This is a genomic window from Microbacterium alcoholitolerans, from assembly GCF_050408615.1.
Taxonomy (GTDB): domain Bacteria; phylum Actinomycetota; class Actinomycetes; order Actinomycetales; family Microbacteriaceae; genus Microbacterium.
In genome coordinates this window covers 601913-619224 of record NZ_JBNTKD010000001.1, presented here as the reverse complement: position 1 = coordinate 619224, position 17312 = coordinate 601913, and the positions used below count along the sequence as shown (strand labels likewise).

Annotated in this window: 8 protein-coding genes; 4 read left to right on the top strand and 4 right to left on the bottom strand. The window is 67.8% G+C overall.

Annotation, left to right across the window (positions count from 1 at the left end; translation table 11 throughout):
- Positions 1-194 precede the first annotated feature (194 nt).
- Complete coding sequence (locus ACQUSX_RS03010) at positions 195-1190, top strand: pirin family protein (RefSeq protein WP_428905482.1); 996 nt, start codon at positions 195-197, stop codon at positions 1188-1190.
- Between the two features lie 16 nt (positions 1191-1206).
- On the opposite strand, the gene ACQUSX_RS03005 is transcribed toward ACQUSX_RS03010, so the two are convergent.
- Positions 1207-10164 carry a DUF5979 domain-containing protein gene (locus ACQUSX_RS03005; protein ID WP_428905481.1) on the bottom strand — a complete coding sequence of 2986 codons (8958 nt, stop codon included), beginning with the start codon at positions 10162-10164 and terminating at the stop codon, positions 1207-1209.
- 159 nt (positions 10165-10323) lie between these two features.
- Positions 10324-10815 (bottom strand): carboxymuconolactone decarboxylase family protein, encoded by a 492-nt coding sequence (locus ACQUSX_RS03000; protein ID WP_428905480.1) that lies wholly within the window; start codon positions 10813-10815, stop codon positions 10324-10326.
- A 157-nt stretch (positions 10816-10972) separates the two neighbouring features.
- Between ACQUSX_RS03000 and ACQUSX_RS02995 the strand changes: the two genes are divergently transcribed.
- The gene (locus ACQUSX_RS02995) at positions 10973-12304 is read left to right on the top strand and encodes an APC family permease (RefSeq protein WP_428905479.1); all 1332 of its coding nucleotides are present in this window, start codon (positions 10973-10975) and stop codon (positions 12302-12304) included.
- Between the two features lie 3 nt (positions 12305-12307).
- Here ACQUSX_RS02995 and ACQUSX_RS02990 read toward each other — a convergent pair whose 3' ends face one another.
- The gene (locus ACQUSX_RS02990; protein ID WP_428905478.1) at positions 12308-12763 is read right to left on the bottom strand and encodes an Lrp/AsnC family transcriptional regulator; all 456 of its coding nucleotides are present in this window, start codon (positions 12761-12763) and stop codon (positions 12308-12310) included.
- Positions 12764-12879: 116 nt separating this feature from the next.
- On the opposite strand from ACQUSX_RS02990, the gene ACQUSX_RS02985 reads away from it, so the two are divergent.
- Both ACQUSX_RS02985 and pepN read left to right on the top strand, forming a co-directional pair.
- Complete coding sequence (locus ACQUSX_RS02985; RefSeq protein ID WP_428905477.1) at positions 12880-14076, top strand: trans-sulfuration enzyme family protein; 1197 nt, start codon at positions 12880-12882, stop codon at positions 14074-14076.
- Between the two features lie 71 nt (positions 14077-14147).
- A complete protein-coding gene (gene pepN, locus ACQUSX_RS02980; RefSeq protein WP_428905476.1) occupies positions 14148-16691 on the top strand; it encodes an aminopeptidase N in 2544 nt (847 codons plus the stop codon).
- On the opposite strand, the gene ACQUSX_RS02975 is transcribed toward pepN, so the two are convergent.
- Positions 16649-17296 carry an MBL fold metallo-hydrolase gene (locus ACQUSX_RS02975; protein WP_428905475.1) on the bottom strand — a complete coding sequence of 216 codons (648 nt, stop codon included), beginning with the start codon at positions 17294-17296 and terminating at the stop codon, positions 16649-16651. The two genes, pepN and ACQUSX_RS02975, sit on opposite strands and share 43 nt — an antisense overlap.
- Positions 17297-17312 lie beyond the last annotated feature (16 nt).

Below are 17312 nucleotides of genomic sequence, written 5' to 3'. Positions count from 1 at the left end.
GGTACGCGAATGACGGTGACCTCTTCAGAGGTCAGAACGAGCGGCCGCCGCCGGCTCGGAGTTGCTCGACGAGTGCGGTGGGCCTGCTCAGCCGTCACAGGAAGTACAAATGCATGTTGCCAGCATACCCCGCCACCGGAAGCGCCAGGGCCGATACGCTGACAGCATCCGTCCGCAGATCGAGGAGGCGTCCCGTGACCAATCCCGAGAAGAATCCTCAGCTCGCGGTGCTCGCGCCCGGCGCGATCTGCACGGACGTCGAGGTGCTCGAGCCCCGCGAGGTGCCGCTCGGCGGACCGCGCGCGATGACGGTGTACCGGACGCTGCCGCAGCGGCAGCGATCACTCGTCGGATCGTGGTGCTTCCTCGACCACTACGGGCCCGACGACGTGGCGCTCACCGGCGGGATGGAGGTGCCGCGGCATCCGCACACCGGGCTCGCGACGGTCTCGTGGCTGTTCACCGGGCGCATCGACCACGTCGACTCGAGCGGCGCAGCCGCGGCTGTTCTGCCGGGCGAGCTGAACCTGATGATCGCCGGCCAGGGGATCACCCACCAGGAGATCAGCTCACCCGATACGACCGTGCTGCACGGTGTGCAGCTCTGGTACGCACTTCCCGACGCCATGCGATTCAGCGAACACCACTTCGCGCACTACGCGCCCGAACCGGTGCAGCTGACTGAGGCGACGGCCCGCGTCTTCATCGGCGAGCTAACCGGCTCGACCTCTCCCGTCGACACCCGCACGCCCGATCTGCTCGGCGCGGAGCTGATCCTCGATCCCGACGCCGAGCTCACGCTGAGTGTGCGGCATGACTTCGAACACGCCTTGCTCGCAGAGACGGGCGGCATCACCGTGAATCGCACACCGGTCTCGCACCGCGAACTCGGCTATGTGCCGGTCGGCGCCGACACCCTGCACATCACAGCGGGAGCCGACGGAGCACGGGTGATCCTGATCGGCGGGGTGCCGCTGAACGAGCAGATCGTGATGTGGTGGAACTTCGTCGGTCGAACGCACGATGAGGTCGAGGAGTACCGCCGCCGTTATCAGGCCGAGCTCGGCTTCGAGCCCGCCGACCCGCGGGATGCCGGCAAGCCCGAGCTGTTCGGCCCGTACCCCTCGGGTCAGCGCGCGCCATTGCCGGCCCCCACACTTCCGACCGTGCGGCTGCGGCCTCGGGAGTAGATCGACGCCGCCGACGTCAGCTCAGCAGTCGACGCCGCCGCGAGGCGGCCAGGAGCAGACCGGCGATGAGCAGCCCCAGTCCGAGGGTGGTCGCGGTTGCGACCGCGCGGAACTCCGCGCCGGTAGCGGGCAGTGGGGCGATGAACGTGTTCGTGAACGCTATCGAGACGTGACCGGATGCCAGCATCACCGATCTGGTCGGTCCGTTCTGTTCCTCGCCGTCGACCGCGACCGTCGTGCGGTCGGCATCGCCGGCATCCGTCTCGGTCACGACACACTCACTGCCGGCCGGCAGGTCGTCGATTTCGGCCGTGAGCCGGTCGGGGCCGCCGATCTCGTACACCGCGTCATGCACGATAAGACCCGGTGCGGGATGCGACGGGTCGACCAGCACGCACAGGACCTCGACCGGGAAGGTGCGCGTCACCGACCCCGCCGCGGTGCCGTCGACGATCTTCGAGATGCTCAGAGACGAGACGCCGAAGGTGTTCGTGAACGCCACCGAGGTCTGGTCGGCCGCGTCGGTGTTCGGCAGCGGAGCGAGCGCCGTCGTGGTCGCCGTCTGCGCGTCGCTGTCGGCGCCCGCCTCGGTCACGACAATCGTGGTCGACTCGGCACCGGCCGTGTCGGTTTCGGTGACCGTGCAGCCGGCCCCCTCGGGCAACTCGGTCCAGGTGACTGTGTCGCCGTCGGCCATCGACTGCGTCATGGGCTCGGCAGCCGTGACCTGCTGCTCGTTCCAGATGCAGGCGAGGGTCACGTCGAACGGTCCATAGGCGACCGGCTGACCGTCGGCATCCGCCGCCTCCGACTCGACAGCCTTCGTCACCGACACCTGCGCGAGATTGAAGATGTTGCGCACCTCCAGCCCCGGCTGGGGCTGGTCATCGACGCTGAGGACGGTCGGGTCTGTGTCGACGGTGAAGGTGTAGCCCTCGCCGTCGCCGGCGACGACCTCGCCGTCTTCGTCCAGGATCTCCGTCGAGTTCGCTCCGCCGTCGTCCAGCTCGGTGAGGCGGCACTCGGCGCCGGTCGGCAGGTTCTCCCACAGCGCGGTGGGGGAGTCAGCGCTGACCATGCGGATGTGGCCGTCGGGGATGTCGACCGGTTGGCCGTCGCGGATGCAGACGAGGCCGAGCTCATAAGCCGAGGTGCCGAACTTCTCGGCGCCGTCGCCGGCGAATGTCTTGGTGACCTCCAGTGAGCCGGTGAGGTACCAGTTCGTCGCCGTCACGGTGACCAGCCCGCCCTCCTCGGGCACGATGCCGACGCCGGTCGAGGTGTTCTCACCGTCGTTCGGCTCGATCACCACGGCATCCGCGCCATTCAGATCGTTCTCGACGACGGTGCAGGCCGATCCGGCCACGACGTCCTGGACGGCGCTGCTCCAGCCGTTCTCGGCGTTCAGCTCGACCTGCGCGGAGAGCACGGTCTCACCCGCGTACGTGCACGTGACGGTGAAGACGAAGGTCTCGTCGAAGCCGAACTGCTCGGCGCCGGCGCCCTGGAACTTCTTGACCAGCACCATCGCGGTCGCGTCGAACAGGTTCGTGTATGTGACAGTGTTCACCTCGGCGGTGCTGTCGGGCTGCAGCTCCGGGATCACGACGGTGCGGGTCTCCTGGTCGATCTGCGGCGCGGTCTCTCCGTCGGCGCCCGGCACGTCGGCTGCGGTGATGGTGTCGTCGGCGCTGCGGTCGTCGGTCTCAGTCACCGTGCACTCCGAGCGTGCAGGGATCTGCGTGATCACCTCGGTCTCGCCGGCGTCGAGGGTGAACGACTCATCGACCACCGTCTCGCCCTCGAACGTGCACACCACGGTGAACCCGAACTGCGTCGGCACGTACTCGCTGGTGGACTCCACCAGCTTGCCGACTTCGAGAGATGCCCACTCGAAGGTGTTCTCGACGTCAAACGCGAATGTCTGATCGGCCTCGTCCACGGTGATCTCCGCCGGTGTCACGGTCGTGTCCGTCTGACCGGCATCGTCTTCGACCACGGTGCAGACCGAGCCGACCGGCACATCTTCGATGACCACCGGGGCGGCGTCGGGGGCGATCGTCACGACGCCATCATCCGCCAACGGCACCGCCTCGCCCCGCCAGGTGCACGACACCGTCGCGGTGAACTCCGCCGGCACGGGGAAGCCGTCAGGGGCATCCACCGTCTTCTCGACCGACACCGAGCCGTTGTCGAACTCGTTGGTCACCGTGACCACCACCGGTGTCTGGCCTTCGCCGATCGTCACCGGCTGATCCGGGCTGATCGTGTGGCCGGTCGCGTGCCCGGGATCGGTCTCGCTGACGGTGCAGGATGCACCGGTGGGCAGTCCTTCGTACAGAGCGGTGCCGGCACCGACGATCGTGCGCGTCGCGCCACCGGGGATCGCCACGGCGACGGTCTCGCTGTTCACGTTCCGGGTGCACGCGAGACTCACCTCGTACTCGAAGGTCGTGGCAGGGTCGAGGCCCGCGGCGGGGGAGCCGTCGAGCTCCTTCTGCACCTGCAGCGAACCGACGGTGAAGGTGTTCGTGACGTCGGCCTCGACGGGCGCGGTCGGGTCGTCTCCGACGACGACGGTCACCGACCCGCTGTTGGAGTTCGCCCCGCCGTCCGCGGTCTCGGTGACGACGCACGTCGCTCCGGTGGGAAGGCCGGTGACGGTCCAGGTCGGATCGTCGCGGCTCAACGTCGCGGAGTTCTCGTACACAGGGTTCGGCGTCACGCCGTCGAGAGTGCAGGACATCTCCACAGTGAAGGTCGCGCCGCCCCAGGCATCGCCGCCCGAGCCCGCGATCACCTTGGTGACCTCCACGGCGCCGACCGTGTACACGTTCTCGAATCCGATCGCGGTGAGCGCGGTGGTCGCGCCCTCGGCATAGGGCAGGATCGTGAAGGATGCCTCGGTCGATGTCTCCGCCGCGCCCTCGGTTCCGTTCTCGGTGACGACCACGGTGGTGCTTCCAGCGCCGGCGGTGTCGGTCTCGGTCACGGTGCAGTCGGCACCGGCGGGGATGTTCGAGAACTCCTTCGTCTCGCCGTCCTCGAGGCTGAACTCGCGGTCGCCTTCGGGGATGGTCTCCTGGTCGAGGTAGGTGCAGCTGGCTTCGAAGGCGTACACGCGGTCGTAGACGATCTCGGTGCCGTCCTGGTTCTCGGCTCCGCCGTTGTCGACGGTCTTGGCGACCGTGAAGCCGCCGGCAGCGTACTCGTTCGTGATCTGGAACGAGGCCTGTTCGATGTCGCCCGTATAGGGATCCCATACCGCGTCGTCCTCCGACACATCCCGTTCGGCGGTGAGCGGACCCGACGGTTCGACGGTCACGGTCACGCCGGGGATGACGGGATCCTCCACGACGGTGCAGTCGGCGAACAGCGGCAGGTTCACCGGTCCCGTGGTGTTGTCGTAGATCAGGACTGTCCCGTCCGCGTCGACGACGGGTCTGCTGGCATCCGATCCGTCCGCATGCAGAAGGGTCACGTCCTCGCCACCCGACGTGCAGCTCACGAGAAGCGGATACTCAGAGGGCAGGGCGACGCCGCTCCCGAAGTCCGGGGCGGTGACGGCCTTCGCCAGCAGCAGCTGACCGGTCGCGGTCGCGACGCCGACCTTCTGCGGTTCGACGATGAGCGAGGGTCGCTCTGGCTGCGTCACCGTCTGCGCAGAGCGCGAAGCCGTGGCGAACGAGTTCCAGGCGACGGGCAGGCCGTTCTCGACCGCCGACTCGGCGGGGAGCTGGAACGGCGTGCGGGTGTCGAAGGTCACACGGAGCGTCTCGTCCGGCCGCAGCCCCGGGGCAGGCGACAGCTCGTCGGGGTTCTCATACTCCAGGACCATCAGGATGCTCCGCGCTGAGTCCAGAGCCTCCGGCGACGTGGAGGCGTCCACCTCCTGCCAGGCGAAGTCGCAGCTCGGATCCAGCGCGGCGTTCTCGGTGTACACCTCGATCGCGTTCGAGTTGCAGGCCTGACTCAGCAGCTGCGGAGAGACGAGGGCGCGCGCGGTCGCGTAGCCGCCGTCGGCCAGCTCCTCGACGTTGAGGGCGACCGCGCCGGTGAGCGTCACGGCGAACTCGGACCCCCTCGCACCCGGCACGATCACGCCTTCATCGCCGACGGTCGGCAGCGTGTCGAGAGCGGCGACCACCCGGGCATTCGTGTTCCCCGTGTTGGTGAAGTCGAGGCGCCACTGCTCGGTGCCGCCTGGGCGGGTGATCGGAGCGCAAGGGTAGGAGTAGTACCCGTCGTCGGTCACGCCGGGTCGGCTCGGGTCGCACGCTGCAGCGTCGCCGTTGACATTGAGCACGCCGAGGTCGTCATCTCCCGCGATCGCGGGGTCACCGGCGTCCACGCCCCTGACGTACTTCTTCGCCGCGATGGTCGCGGAGGCGAGCGGGGCGACCGACGTGTCGGCCGAGCACGATTCGACGTCGCTCTCGGACGGCTTCTCCGTCAGGTCGGTGCCGTCCACGACCGTGGTGCCCTCGCACGTCTCGAAGAGGCGGTCGGAGGTGACCGTCGCCTCGTTGCTCACGATCGTGTCGGGTGTGACGTCGTCACGGAACCTCAACGGTGCGTTCACAGTCAGCGTCCAGCCGGACTCGAAGACGAAGTCGTCGGGACCGTCGATGCTCAGCTCACCGGTCTCCTCGTCGAGCGACGCGGTGAAACCAGGGTCACCCGTCGGTGCGCCTTCACCGGTCAGCGTGAACGCGTATGCGGGTGGGTCGGGCTCCACCAGCAGCGAGCCGTTCTCATCTGTCTCGACCTGATCGACGAGATGGAAGCCGGTCATGTCCCACTCGCCGGTGTTGGTGACCGTGATGACGTACGGGATGGTGCCGCTCGGGCTGACCAGGCTCGACGAGCCGCGGGTCTTGGTGATCTCCACCGCGTTCGGGCGGTGCAGGACGACAGTGGAATCGGCGGCGTCGCCGGTCTCGGTGAACTCCTGCGCGCCGAACTGGGCTTCGCTGTAGGACTGCACGTCGTCGCTGATCCGGCCGAGGTCGGATTCGCCGGGGTTCGGCTGCAGATCCGGACGGGTCGTCGACACCAGCACGCTGGGGTCGCTGCGCAGTGTCTCGCGGCGCTCGGTCGACAGCTCGAAGCTCAACTGCGGGTTGTACGGACGCTCCCACTGCAGCACGTTCCCATCGCCGTCGACCTGCTGCGCCCGGAAGCGCACGCCGACGACCTCGCCGGCTTCGACGTCAGACGGCAGATCGAACACTGCTGTGCTGCCTGGCGCCGCATCCACCCAGTCACCCGACTGCCAGCACGTCGACGATTCAGTGATCGGATCACCGTCGCACGTCTGGGTGAGGTCGCCCCCGTCACTGGTGAACTCCGTGCCGACGAGCACGTCCATGGCCACCTGATTCACGGGCGCGGGCACGTCGATCTGAGCTTCGGTGAAGTCCATCGTGTTCCAGAACGTCGCCGTCGTATCTGTCAGCGCGAACAGTGTCGTGCGGGCGGTGCCGTCGGGACGGCCACCGAGCGTGGTCACGTAGTCGCGCGATTCGTCTTCGTAGACGGACTCGGGCGTGATCGACTTGCTCGTCTCGATCGCGTAGCTCGCCGTGACGATGATGAACTCGTCTTCGGCATCCGCACGCCCCGTGCCGCACCGGTTGTCTGCGCACTCGTCGAGGGCGGGGGTCTCCAACTGCACCTGGGTGTCATTGACGATGGTGTCGCCGGGAGAGGTCGTCTCGACGGGCGTGCCCGGGCTGGAACGGAGCTCTTCGCGCAGCTGCCAGGTGAACCTCACCCCTCCCGTCGCCGTCGAGGGGATGACGGCGCCGCCGTCAGCCGAGCGGAATGCCACGGAGACCGCCGTGACATCGCGGAGGTCATCGGGGCCGAGGCCGAGGGCTTGAGTATAGGAGTATTCCTGCGTGCCGCCCGGGCGGGTGACGGTGATGATCGTCTCGGCCTCGCTGATGCCGGTGGGCATCTGGATGGCGTCGATGTCGTACAGGTTGAGCGTGTCGAAGACCGAGTCCTCGAGCGCCACACCGTCGGTGGGCTCGTCGATGACCATGCCCGACACCTGTGCGGCGGAGGTGTTCGTCGCGACGATGGTGGCGCTGATAAGCGGGTAGTCCTCGGGTGCCACGTTCAGCGTCGGATCGGGAAGCCCGAGCTGATCCTGATCGAGCACCTTCGTCAGCTCGGCATTGATCGGCTGGTCGACGATCAGGATCGTGTCATTCGCGACGTCGATGTCGTCGACCCCGGTGGCAGGATTCACACCGTGGGCGCTGGCGGTGTTGTCGACCAGCCCTTCCTCATCGGTGTTGTAGGTGTAGGGATGCAGGTCACCCAGTACCCACGCGTCGGGGTCACTGCGCAGGGTGTCGCGCACTCGGAAGTCCAGATCGAACGGCCGGCGGTCGTACGAGGTGCCGATGCCTGCGCCCTGTGCCCTCTCGGTGAGCACGAGGCGCACCGCCAGGGTGTCGTCGCTCTGCTCATCGCTCAGCGTGTAACCGCCGAACTCTCCGTCACAGCCGTCGGCGCAGGCATCCGACGTGATGTCGGTCCAGCCGCGACCCTCGTCCAGGTAGAGCGATACCTCGGTGATCACGGCGTTCGTGATGAGCGGATCGCTCTCGGCGGTGATCGGGTCGATGCGCACGAGGTCGAATGCGTCGTACACGGAATCCGCCGTCGCGGTCGGATCCTGGGTCTCGGAGATGTCGGTCAGCGTCATCTCGGAGATGTTCAGGCCGTCCGTCGACCACAGCAGGCGGGCGGTGCGCACGCCGCGGGAGAGGGCAGGGACGTCGTCTTGCAGCCACTGCTTGTCTAGGAAGTCCGCCCCGGGGCCGTCGCCGTCGAGCGGCAGCAGGTCGATGTCGTCGGAATCCTCGTCGGTCTTCTCACCTCCGGCATCCGGGTTGTCGACGAGCGACTGCGCCGTGTTCGTGAAGGTGACCTCCTCATCCTGCGGCTGCGTCACCCCGACCCCGACATGCGTGACGACGGTGAACCCGGGCGGCAGCAACTCGGGGCACCCCTCGGCGTCCATCGGCAGGTACTCGAACTGGATGCCGCCGATGTCGTCCTGCAGATCGGCCGGGATCTGGTACGACCACAGGCTCTGCGGCCCGGGGATCTCGGTGGCGCCGGGAAGGTCGGTCCAGTCGCCGTTCGTGGATTTCGGCCAGTACCGCACGGTGAGCGTGGTGCACTCGGGGACGTCGGTGTTGTCGATCTCGGTCGCGGTGAAGTTCTCCCAGAACTCCGTGTCGGTTCCGGGGGATGCGGGGTCGGAGATGACGAGCTTCTCGGAGCCCGCCGTGGAGTCCGGGGTGACATTGCCCGTGAGCGTCATGTCGGCTTCGGTGCCGGGAACTCCCCAGATCGTGTCGGGGGTGATCTGCTTGGTGACCGAGGTGTCGAGCGTCAGCGGGTCGATCGTGAAGGGCGCGGTCGTGTCATCGGCGCCCGTCTGGCCCTGGGCGTTCTCGACCTCGGTGTCGACGGCGTTCGTGCTCGAGATGGCTTCTTCGGTCGGGAGTGCGGTGATCTCCATCGGGATCGTGGCGTAGGCGCCCGAGACGATGTCATTGCCCTCGGCCGAGTACACGACGGTGAAGCTCTCGACGGTGCAGCCAGCGGCAGGCCCGGGGAGGGTGTTCGGCTCCATCGTGGATTCGGTGCTCGGGTCACAGCCGGCATACGTGTAGGTGATCTCGGCAGACGTCGCGGCCACGGGCCACTCCACACCGTCGCCGAAGCCGTCGAAGCTCAGTCCCTGCTCATCGAAGGTCGCCGTGCCGGTGGACGGCTCGGTGATGGTGAGCGTCTGCACGTTCTGTTCGCCCACGGTGGCGGTGATGTTCGCGGTGGAGCTCTGTCCGCTGACCAGAGTGCTGTCGGCGAACGACTTCTCGATCGAGACATCCGGCAGGCGCTGCGCGAGCACGATGCTCGCGTCGTCGGTGATGGGGTCACTAGTCGTGCCGTCCTTCGCCACGCTGCTGGACGCGTCGTTGGTGACTGTCTGCTGCGTCTGGTCCGGGATGTCCGTGACCGCATCGTTGGTGATCGTGTGCACGACGAGCTCACCGGATGCATCGGGCGCAAACGTTCCGGTGAACGTGACGCGGATGCCGCCGGCATCCGAGATAGGATCGGGCTCCGTCTCGGTCCAGTCGCCATCGACCCAGTACTCCGTGGTCGTCGCGGTGGTGCCCGGAGGCGGCGTGATGTCATATCCGGTGACGTCCAGATATCCGCCGAACTCCCCGGGGGGCGTGATGGGATCCTGAACCACGATCGTGTCGACGTTCTGATTCGAACCATTGCCGGGAGTGACCGTCCAGTCGATCATCTGACCGGGGACGGCGGGATGGGTGCCCGACGGGCTGACGGACTTCGAGATGGACGGTTCGAGGGTCGTGTCCACGGCCAGCGTGACGTCGGCCGTGTCGAAGGCCGGCGGGGCATTGTCGCCGTCGATGTCCACCCGGTTGGTCACATTCGCGCCGTCCCAGGTGCCGTCGGTGTCGGGCTTGACCATCGCGTTGACGGTGATCGTCATGCTGCCGCCAGCCGGCCAGAGGTGTGGAGTCGCGTCCAGATCGAGTGCCGGCTCCACCGCGAAGCTGTCGGCCTCGGTGTCGATGGCGAGGTCGTACACGCCGGCCGGCTGCCCTGCAGCAGCGTTCATCTGCACCGTCACAGAAGGCGTGATGGCGGGGTTGAACATCAGCGGCTCGGGCAGCTCATCGCTGAGAACCGTGCCTTCGCAGTACTGCGCGCTGGTGGACGAGCAGTTGACGGTGATCTGGTATGTGATGGTGTCGCCCGGCTTGAACGGCCCGGGCTGGACGACCGTCTTCTGGATGCCGAACTGCGCTGTGTCCGCCGCCGCGGCCGGCGCCGCTCCCACGAAGATCGACGTGGATAAGAGCAGAACCGAGGTCACGCTGGCGAGCAGCTTGCTACGACGCTTCATGGTCTGTGGCCCCCCTGAGACGCAAGTGTCGCGGTCAGCCTACGGGGCGTTCATAGGGAGTTTCCAGACTTTGTGCATCTGCTCACCCGCAGCGGGTGACTGGATCAATCCCGGCCTCTGCATCGTTGCGCCGCCTCGAGCGCCGCCGGTGCGGAGGCGTCAAGCGCCGTCGGGGCGTCTGAGCAGATGGTTGCCCTGAGCGTCCCGGGCCCGGACGGGATGCTCGCTGAGGATCGAGATCCGGTTGAAGGCGTTGATCGTCAACGCCACCCACTGTGCGGCGACGAAGGCGTCGTCGCCGAGCACGCTCTGTGCACCCGAGAGATCGGCCTTGTGCTCCTCGGTGAGCGGCATCCTGGTCGCCGCCTCGGCGACGGCGAGGACAGCGCGCTCGCGCTCGGTGTAGAGGCTCGACTCACGCCAGGCCGGCAGCATGTCGACCTTCTGCGGAGTGATGCCTGAGGCCTTCGCCTCGCGTGTATGCAGATCGAGGCAGAACGCGCAGGCGTTCAGCTGTGATGCGCGGACCTTGATGAATTCCGATTCCTGCTCCGTCAGGCCCAGGCGCTGAGCTTCCTTCCCGACGGTCGCCGAGTACGCCGATATGGCCTTCCACGCTTCAGGGGATGCCTTGTCCAGATACGGGCGCATGATTCTCCTCGGGGTGGTGCGAAGCGCACGCAGCTCGTGCCAACACCAACCTAAGCCACCCGGCAGCAGCGGGCCTGCGCGACGGGCGCCTAGTGGAGAGCCGATCACCACGTCAAGCCCGCTGGAACCGGCACCTCCCGGGGCTAGCGTGACAGGCATGTCAGCAGAAGCACCGTCTCGGCTGCGCCGGGCGATCAACGGCCCGATGCTCTACGCGTTCATCCTCGGCGACGTGCTCGGCGCAGGGATCTACGCCCTGATGGGCGTGCTCTCCGAGAGCGCCGGAGGGGCGCTCTGGGCGCCGCTCGTGGTGGCGCTGCTGCTCGCACTGCTCACGGCCGGATCCTACGCCGAGCTGGTGACCAAATACCCGCGCGCTGGAGGAGCCGCGGTCTTCGCGGAACGAGCCTTCCGCAACCCGCTGCTGTCGTTCCTCGTTGGATTCAGCATGCTCGCCGCCGGAGTCGTCAGCGCCGCCGGCCTGGCGATCGCATTCTCGGGGGACTACCTCGCGACCTTCATCGACGTGCCGGTCGTTCCGGCGGCGATGGTGTTCCTCGCCCTCGTCGCGCTGCTCAATCTGCGCGGCATCCGGGAGTCGATGTCCGCCAACCTCGTCATGACCGGGATCGAGCTCAGTGGCCTGGTGATCGTCATCGTCGTCGTCGCGATGTTCGTGGGATCCGGCGGGGGAGACCTCAGCCGCACGACACAGCTGCCGGAAGGAGCGGGAGTCGCGGGCGCCGTGCTGGGAGGCGCGATCGTCGCGTACTACTCATTCGTCGGCTTCGAGACGTCTGCGAACGTCATCGAAGAGGTGCGGCGTCCGAGCCGGGTGTACCCGCGGGCGCTCTTCGGTGCGCTGATCACGGCGGGGGTCGTCTATGCGCTGGTCGGGATCGCCAGCGCCGCGGCGCTGCCGTCCGAAGAGCTTCAGGAATCCACCGGCCCGCTGCTCGCCGTCGTCGAGGCGACGGGACTGCATGTGCCGTCGTGGCTGTTCAGCCTGATCGCTCTGATCGCGGTCGCGAACGGTGCGCTGCTCACCATGATCATGGCGAGTCGCCTGGCGTACGGGATGGCTGAGCAGGGCCTGCTTCCGCCGCCGCTGTCGAGGGTGCTGCCGAATCGGCGCACGCCGTGGGTGGCGATCGTCTCGACGACGGTCGTGGCGATGCTGCTGACTCTGATCGGCGACCTCGCGACGCTCGCCGAGACCGTGGTGCTGCTTCTGCTGCTTGTGTTCATCAGCGCCAATGTGGCGGTTCTCGTGCTGCGTCGCGACCGTGTCGAGCACGAGCACTTCCGGGTCTGGACGTTCGTTCCCGTGCTCGGCGTCATCTCGTGCGTTGTGCTGCTCAGCCAGCTGCGGCCGATCGTCTGGCTGTTCGCGGCGGCGCTGCTGGCCGTCGGAGTCGTGCTGTGGCTGGTCAGTCGCAGGTTCGGCCCGGCGCCGACCGAATCTCCCGCCTCACGCGGCGAGGTGTGATCGTCAGCTGCGCGGCAGCACGCCGACGCCCTCGCGCAGTTCGAACACCAGCTGCGTCTCGGTGGCGCGCACGACCTCGTGCACGGTTATCCGCTCGAGGACGATGTCGCGCAGCGCTCCGGCATCGGCGACCGCGATGTGCACCAGGAAGTCATCGGCGCCGGCGATGTGGAACACCTGCAGCACGCCGGGCGTCTCCGTCAGGGCGTCGAACAGTGACTCGACCCCCGGCTTGTTGTGCGTACCCAGTCGCACGCGGATGATCGCCTGCACCGGGGCGCCGACTGCCGCCGGCTCGATGCGCAGCCGTGGGGCGGAGATCACGCCGCGGGCGCGCAGGTTGCGCAGCCGGAAGGCGCAGGTGGATGCCGGGGTGCCGAGCACGGCAGCCAGTGCCTTCACCGATGCATCTGGTCGCTCGGTGAGCGCACCGAGGATGCGCAGGTCGAGTTCATCCATCAACATCGTCCTCCGAGATCGTCTGATTTTTGCTCACCGAACAACATACGCCTCGTTCTGGGCGTATTGCGACAACACCTCTGGAATCCGGTGGCTGCGTAGCGCAATATGACAGCATGTCCGATCTGCCGCTGCACCCCGAAACCCTCGCCGTCCACGCCGGTCGCTCCGACCTCGGCGCGCTCGGCGTGCATGCGGCACCCATCGACCTGTCAACGACGAACCCGCTGCCGGACATCCTGCACGGTGGCGACTCCTACGAGTCGATGGCGAACGGCGGGCATCCGCTCGCCGAAGGCGGCAACGTCTACGCCCGTCTGTGGAACCCGACCGTGGCGCGATTCGAAGATGCCCTCGCAGAACTCGAACACGCTGACGCCTCGGTGGCGTTCGCCTCCGGCATGGCGGCGATGACCGCGGCGATCCTCTCGCATACGACCGCCGTCGGGAGACACCACGTCGTCGCGGTGCGCCCGCTGTACGGCGGCACGGATCACCTGCTCGACTCCGGACTGCTGGGAGTCGAGGTCACCTTCTGCGACGAGGACGCGGTCGCGGACAGCATCCGTCCCGACACGGGCATGATCGTGCTGGAGACGCCCGCGAACCCGACGCTCGACCTCGTCGACATCGCGGCCGTCGTCGCACAGGCGGGGGAGGTGCCGGTTCTCGTCGACAACACGTTCGCAACCCCGATGCTGCAGAACCCGCTCGATCTGGGCGCGGCGATGTCGCTGCACAGCGCGACCAAGTACATCGGCGGGCATGGCGACGTGATCGCCGGCGTGATCGCCTGCTCTGAGCAGACCGCAGAAGCGCTGCGTCGCGTGCGCGCCATCACCGGTGCGCTGCTGCACCCGCTCGGCGCCTACCTGCTGCATCGCGGTCTGGTCACGCTGCCGGTGCGCATCCAGACTCAGCAGGCCGCGGCCCGCACGCTCGCCGCGAAGCTGACCGATCATCCTGCCGTCGTGGCAGTCCACTACCCGGAACTCGACGACACGCGCGGCCTGGTCGGCAGGCAGATGCGCGGCGGCGGTGCGATGATCGCGCTGCGTCTCGCCGGCGGCTACGCGGCCGCGGAGTCGCTCACCGGTGCGGTGCGCCTGTTCACGCACGCCGTCTCACTCGGCGGCGTCGACTCGCTCATCCAGCATCCGGCAGCGCTGACGCACCGACCCGTCGCGCCCGAGGCGCGACCGGGCGCCGACGTCGTTCGCCTGTCGATCGGCCTCGAGAACGTTGACGACCTGCTCGCCGATCTCGAGCAGGCGCTGGCGAAGGTCCCGGTCGCGGCCCGGGCCGGGGCTTGAGGAGAGGCCCACGCCGGAACTCGAGCACGATTGATTCCTCGCCCCTGAGGACGACGTGACACCATGGATGCATGAGCTCCGCGAACCTCTCCAGGGACGAGACCGCCCGCCGTGCGGCGTCGATCACGCTGCACGAGGTGCGCGTCGAACTCGATCTGACCGGTGCACCTGAACATGCACGCACAGGCTTTCCCACTGTCACGACGCTGCGCTTCGACGCGAGTGAGGACGCCACCTGGCTCGACTTCATCGGCGAATCCGTGTCGAAGGTCGTGCTGAACGGCGAAGAGCGCGACGTGGACTACGACGGCGCACGCATCCAGCTCGACGGTCTCGAGGGGGAGAACACCGTCCGCGTCGAGGCGGTCGCGGCGTACAGTCGGTCCGGCGAGGGGATGCACCGCTTCCACGACCCGGTCGACGGCGAGACCTACCTGTACACGCAGTACGAGCCGGCCGACTCGCGTCGCGTGATGGCATGCTTCGAGCAGCCCGATATGAAGGCCGCCTTCACGTTCGATGTGACCGCTCCTGCCGGCTGGCACGTGCTGTCGAACCAGTCGCCGGCGGCGGTCACCGAGGGCATCGGCGTGCAGCGCGTCGAGTTCGCGCCGACGCTGCCGATCTCGAGCTACATCACATCGGTGGCCGCGGGACCCTACGCGCGTCTGGACGGGGAATGGTCGCGTGACGACCAGCACGTCGCGCTCGGCGTGCTGTGCCGCGCTTCGCTCGCCGAGCACCTGGAGGGCGATGAGATCCTCGAGGTCACCCGCCAGGGTCTCGACTTCTTCAGCGACGCGTTCGCGTACCCGTATCCGTGGGGCAAGTACGACCAGATCTTCGTGCCCGAGTACAACCTCGGCGCGATGGAGAACCCCGGTCTGGTGACCTTCACCGAGGCGTACATCAGTCGCGGCGCCGCGACCGCCGCGCAGCGCGGCGGGCGTGCCAACACCATCCTCCACGAGATGGCGCACATGTGGTTCGGCGACCTGGTGACCATGCGCTGGTGGGATGACCTCTGGCTCAAGGAGTCCTTCGCCGACTACATGGGCACCCATGCCTCCGCCGCGGCGACCCGCTTCACCGACGCCTGGGCGCGCTTCGCGAACAGCCGCAAGACGTGGGCGTACCGGCAGGATCAGCTGCCGACGACGCATCCGATCGTCGCTGACATCCCCGATCTCGAAGCGGCGAAGCTGAACTTCGACGGCATCACGTACGCGAAGGGCGCGGCCGTGCTCAAGCAGCTCGTCGCGTTCGTGGGCGAGGAGGCGTTCTTCGAGGGCGCGCGCCGCTACTTCGCCGCGCACGCCTTCGGCAACACCACGCTCGGTGACCTCCTGGATGAGCTCGAGGCCGTGTCAGGCGAGGACCTGCGCGCGTGGTCGAAGGCGTGGCTCGAGACCAGCGGCGTCTCGACACTGTGGCTGGAGTCGGATGCCGATGGCGGGCGCACCCTCGTGCAGGACAGCGGCGACGTCGCGCCTCGTCCGCATCGCCTGCGCATCGGGCTGTACGACCGGCACGATGGCATACTCACGCTGCGCGAGCGCATCGATGTGCGCATCGATCAGGAGCGCACGGCGGTCGAGATCGCGGATGCTGAACTCACTCTGCTCAACGATGATGACCTGACGTACGCGAAGGTGCGGCTGGACGAGCGCTCGCTCTCGGCGGTCACCGAGTCGCTGTCGACGCTTGCGGATGATCTGGTCCGCGGGCTGGTGTGGTCGTCGCTCTGGAACGCGACGCGTGACGGCGAACTGGCCGTCGGCCGCTACCTCGACATCGTGCGCCGCCACGCGCCCGCCGAATCCAACGTCGCGCTGCTTTCGGCAGTCGTGCTCAACGCCGGCTTCGCCGTGGAGCACTACGTCGGCGATGAGGATCGCGCGGCCGAGCGACGCACCTGGGTGGATGCGGCCTGGACGGCGATGCAGGGCGCCGATGCAGGCAGCGATGCGCAGCTCTCCTGGGCGCGGGCGTTCGCCGCGGCATCCGTCTTCGATGACTCGCGTGAGGCCGATCTCCGCGCCATCCTCGACGGCGACGCGCCTCAGGGGCTGCCGATCGACGCCGATCTGCGCTGGCTGCTGCTGACCGCGCTGACGACCACCGGGCACGCCGGTGCGGAGGAGATCACCGCCGAGCGCACGAAGGACGACACGGCCGCGGGACGCACCGCCGAGATCCGTGCGCTCGCCTCGCGGCCCGATGCAGCGGTTCGCGCCGCCGCGTGGGAATCGGCCTGGACGGACCTGTCGCTGACGAACGACCACCTCGACGCCACGATCAGCGGCTTCCGGGCGGGCGGACGGCGCGACCTGACCGCCGGCTTCGACGGCGAGTACTTCACGCGGATCCGGGATGCCTGGACGGAGCGCAGCATCGAGATAGCCAAGCGTCTTGTCATCGGGCTGTTCCCCGACGCCGAGGCGACCGATGCGGTCGACGAGTGGCTCGCCAAGAATGAGGACGCGCCCGCGGCGCTGCGACGGCTGGTGCTGGAGCAGCGGGACGATCTCGCTCGGGCCCTGCGCGTGCGCGCAGCGCAGCAGCCACAGGTTCAGACCTCGAGCGACATCCCCGGATCGAGCTCGAAGAACTGACCACCGCCCTGCTCGGTGGCCCACTGCAGACGCTGCCGGTGCATGCTCCGACCGATGGCGGAGAGCGTCATGTCGTGCGTTCCGAAGCAGCTGCGCGGAGCGATGGCCAGCACGAAGTCCATCGCCTCGCCGATCTTCAGCCAGGGCGCCCCTAGCGGCGCGGCCAGCGTGGAGACCCGCACACCCTCCGGAATCGCATACGAGTCACCGGGGTAGTAGAACTCATCATTGACGAGCACGGCCACGTTCTCGACGGCGGGCAGCGTTGAGTGGATGACGGCGTGGGCGCCGCCGAAGAAGCGCAGCGTGAAGGCACCAATCGTGTGCGTCTCGCCAGGCGCGACGACCGTGATCGCGTCGGGAACCGCCTCGGCGGCCTCCGAGGCGACGCCAGCCGTGCTCAGGATCGGGATGCCAGGGGCCTCCTGGAGGATCTGCTGCAGGTGCGCCGCGGTCCAGTGATCGGGATGCTCGTGGGTGATCACGACTGCCACGACGCCGGACAGGCCGTCCAGCGGTGCGGTGAAGGTGCCCGGGTCGATGAGAAGCGTCTGGCCGTCGTGCTCGAGGCGCAGTGCAGCGTGCTCATGCTTGGTGATGCGCATGCTCGAAGTCAACCCT

Bases quoted from the DNA above. Each gene is read 5' to 3' on its own strand.
- ACQUSX_RS02985 (WP_428905477.1), top strand. From the start codon at position 12,880: ATGTCCGATCTGCCGCTGCACCCCGAAACCCTCGCCGTCCACGCCGGT.
- pepN (WP_428905476.1), top strand. From the start codon at position 14,148: ATGAGCTCCGCGAACCTCTCCAGGGACGAGACCGCCCGCCGTGCGGCG.
- ACQUSX_RS02975 (WP_428905475.1), bottom strand. From the start codon at position 17,296: ATGCGCATCACCAAGCATGAGCACGCTGCACTGCGCCTCGAGCACGAC.
- ACQUSX_RS02995 (WP_428905479.1), top strand. From the start codon at position 10,973: ATGTCAGCAGAAGCACCGTCTCGGCTGCGCCGGGCGATCAACGGCCCG.
- ACQUSX_RS02990 (WP_428905478.1), bottom strand. From the start codon at position 12,763: ATGGATGAACTCGACCTGCGCATCCTCGGTGCGCTCACCGAGCGACCA.
- ACQUSX_RS03000 (WP_428905480.1), bottom strand. From the start codon at position 10,815: ATGCGCCCGTATCTGGACAAGGCATCCCCTGAAGCGTGGAAGGCCATA.
- ACQUSX_RS03005 (WP_428905481.1), bottom strand. From the start codon at position 10,164: ATGAAGCGTCGTAGCAAGCTGCTCGCCAGCGTGACCTCGGTTCTGCTC.